Raw genomic sequence first — 3,461 nt, forward strand, 5'->3', positions numbered from 1 at the left:
TTCATGCATTGCTGGGTGAAAATGGCGCGGGTAAATCGACTTTGATCAAAGTCATGACGGGCGTGTACCGCCCCGACGGCGGGGTGATGATGTTGGACGGTGCGGAGTATGAGCCGCAAAACACCCATGACGCCATCGTGAAAGGCATCGGGGTGGTCCATCAGGAACGCAATCTGATCCCACGGTTTTCCATCGCCGAGAACATTTTTCTTGAACATTTGGCCGACCAACCACTGCGCCGGATTGATTATCCAAAGCTTTTTCAAGACGCGCAACGCTGGCTTGATCTGCTTGAGATTGACGCTGATCCGGCGACGCCCGTGGACAGGCTTAGTGTGGCTAAGATGCAGCTGGTGGAAATCGCCAAAGCCTTGTCGCTGAACTCAAAAATCTTGATGCTGGACGAGCCGACAGCCTCTTTGACGCCACATGAAACGGATACGTTATTTGGCATTTTGCGGCGCCTGCGCGACGATGGTGCCAGCCTTGTTTTTGTCAGCCACAAGCTGGAAGAAGTGCAGGAAATCTGCGATTCCGTCACGGTTTTGCGGGATGGGCAAAATGCCTGCGAAAGCCGTCGTCTGGATGAGTTGGGACGGCAAGATATCGTGCGCTTGATGATTGGGCGCAGCGAGATGATCCCAGATTGGGTGGCCCGTGATCGGGCCGAGGGCCAGCCGGTGCTTGAGCTGTCGAACGTTTCCACAAAACTTGGCCATAAAGCCGTTGATCTAAAAGTCCACAAGGGCGAAATCGTGGGGCTTTATGGTCTGGTCGGCGCCGGGCGCAGTGAACTGGCCAAGGCAGTTCTGGGTAAATTTGAGATCACCGATGGCGAGGTTTTGGTCAACGGCATATCCGCCAAGATCAACAGCGTAGCTGATGCTGTTGGACGTTATCGGATCGGCTATGTCAGCGAGGATCGCAAAAGTGAAGGGCTGGTGCTGATCCATTCGGTTCTTGAAAATGTCGGGATACCCATCTGGCGACGGCTGTCGCAGTTCGGCGGCTTTTTGACAAACGGAACCGTGCGCAAACACACCGTGCCTTTCATCCAGAAACTCGAAGTACGCACGCCGTCGCTGGAACAACAGGTCGGCAATCTGTCGGGCGGTAACCAACAAAAGATCAGCGTCGCCAAATGGCTGGCAGCCGAGGCGCAGGTGCTGATCATCGATGAACCCTCAGTCGGCATCGACATCAAGACCAAGGCTTACCTGCACGAGTTGATCCGCGAATTGTCCGATACGGGCACCGCGATCTTGCTGATCACCAGCGACATGCCCGAAATGATCGCGTTGGCGGACCGCATCGTCGTGATGAATGAATATGCGGTGATGGGCGGGTTCAATAATACCCGCGATTATACCGAGATGAGCGAAGGGATCATGGGCTTGATCCAAGGCGATGAGACGGCAGCGGCTTAAACGCTATAGAACCGCGCGCAGTTGTCGCCCATAAGCGCTGCGCGCTCATCGCTGCTGAGTTTTTCGCTCCAATCGGTGACAACGCCCATCGCTTTGGCGTAGCTTGCCGCCAATGTGCAAACCGGCCAGTCGCTGCCGATCATCAAGCGGTCTGTACCAAACGCCTCCAGTACGGTGTCGAGATACGGCCCAAACGTCTCTGTCGTCCAGTTTGAACAATTTGCCTCGGTCACGAGGCCCGAGAGTTTGCACGAAACATTCGGCCGTTCAGCAATGCCACGCATGCCAGTTTCCCAAGCTTCGCGGTCGCTGCCATCCATCTTTGGCTTGGCGATATGGTCCACGACGAAAGGCTGATTCGGCAGGGCATCCACTAACCTGATCGCAGCTGGAATATGGATAGTGCGCAGCAGCAAGTCATAGGTCAGACCCCGAGAGTTCAAACAGTTAACGCCGTTCAGATGCGGTGCGCTGTCGGCAAAATCCGGGTCTTCGCGATCATGGATCAGCATGCGAACGCCCCGGAAGACTGGATTGTCGGTGTATTTGTCCAAACGATCCTCTGCATCGTGCGCACAAAGATCGACCCAACCGACAACGCCGCGGATCGACGTGTCATCTGCAGCCAGCCCGAGCAGAAAGTCAGTCTCGACGCCCATTTCCCGCGCTTGCACGGCGATCGTGCCGTCGATCCCAACTTCGGCACGCAACGGGGCAAGATCAATCGGTAGAAAGTCTCGCTGGATGACTGCTAAATCATCCGTCATCCAAGGGAAGTCGCCCGGATTTTCGCCGTAGCTCCAAAAATGTTGGTGTGCGTCAAGTTTCATGGAGCAGGTCACTTTCGTTTCGAAATGGAGTGCGTTTAGAATTCCAGTTGGACCTTGATTGTAGCGGATGGATCGCTGCGGATCAGGGCGAATGCGGCCTCGACATCTTGAGCGGCAAACGTGTGGCGGATCATCGCCTCGGGGCGCAAGAGCCCACTTTCCAACCAATCCACTACCTGAGGCAGCAGTTTTCGGCTTAACCGAGAGCCGTAAATGGCGACCTCTTTGCTCACGATGTCTTTTTGGATCACTTCAACGGGGTGCGTTGAAAAGCCAAGCAGCCCAATCCGACCGGCAGGGCTGATGAGTTTTAGCGCCTCGGCCAATAGGCTCGGCACGCCCGCCGCATCAATCACCACTGTGGGGCCAAGTCCTTCGGTCTCACCAGCAACGGCCGACGAAACTGCGCTCGACTTTGACAAAACCACTTCATCAGCCCCGAAGGCTTTGGCGGTTTCAAGCCGGGCGGCATCCAAATCTGCCACAATGCAGCGAGCCCCCTTCAACTTGGCCACCTGCAATATGGTCAACCCAATTGGGCCAGCGCCGTAAACCAACACACTGTCCGTTGCATCGCAACCCGTTAGGTTCAACACATTGGCGGCGATCGAAAACGGTTCTGCCAAGGCTGCAACCCCGATGGGTAGGTCTGGCGAGACGCGAATAGCATTCGCAGCGGGAACCGTCACAAAGCTGCGAAACCCGCCGTCCTGGTGCACGCCCAGCACCTCAAGCTGTGCACATACATTCGAGCGCCCAGTCCGGCAGGCATGGCAGGTTCCACAAGATATCACAGGGTCAATGACAACGGAGTCACCTAAGCGAACAGTCTCAACACCGGGCCCCACAGCCTCGACAACTCCGGCCATTTCATGCCCGATAATCCTAGGGTAGCGCGCAAAAGGATTGCTGCCCTCCAGGATGTGAACGTCTGATCCACAAATTCCTGCGCGTTTGACACGCACCATGACCTCTGCTGGTCCGGGTTCAATCTGCTGGTCTTGCCGGATCACAAGAGACAGCGGTTGTTCAACTGCAATCGAAATCATGTTCTTATCTCCGCAGGGCTTTCCGGACTGGCACTGCCATGGTAGTGTGTCAGCGAAATGAGATCAAGAAGCGAGGCGGGAATTGGCGACATCAATTGAAGACAGAAATCTGCCGAACCTTAAATTGGACAAGAGCACTCCGGTTACAGCACAGG

The 3,461-nt window shown here is 55.6% G+C and carries 3 protein-coding genes; 1 reads left to right on the top strand and 2 read right to left on the bottom strand.

What is annotated here, in order from left to right:
• Window positions 1-1,427: sugar ABC transporter ATP-binding protein (locus tag Q1B15_RS14790; protein ID WP_299754895.1), on the top strand; the 1,427-nt coding region annotated here is incomplete at its 5' end.
• Here Q1B15_RS14790 and Q1B15_RS14795 read toward each other — a convergent pair.
• Both Q1B15_RS14795 and Q1B15_RS14800 read right to left on the bottom strand, forming a co-directional pair.
• Complete coding sequence (locus tag Q1B15_RS14795) at window positions 1,424-2,257, bottom strand: amidohydrolase family protein (RefSeq protein ID WP_299754897.1); 834 nt, start codon at window positions 2,255-2,257, stop codon at window positions 1,424-1,426. The genes Q1B15_RS14790 and Q1B15_RS14795 overlap by 4 nt on opposite strands.
• A 35-nt stretch (window positions 2,258-2,292) precedes the next feature.
• Window positions 2,293-3,306, bottom strand: a complete 1,014-nt coding sequence (locus Q1B15_RS14800; RefSeq protein WP_299754899.1) for a Zn-dependent oxidoreductase — start codon at window positions 3,304-3,306, stop codon at window positions 2,293-2,295.
• Window positions 3,307-3,461 lie beyond the last annotated feature (155 nt).

The sequence above is a fragment of the uncultured Boseongicola sp. genome (genome assembly GCF_937988555.1).
Taxonomy (GTDB): Bacteria; Pseudomonadota; Alphaproteobacteria; order Rhodobacterales; family Rhodobacteraceae; genus Boseongicola.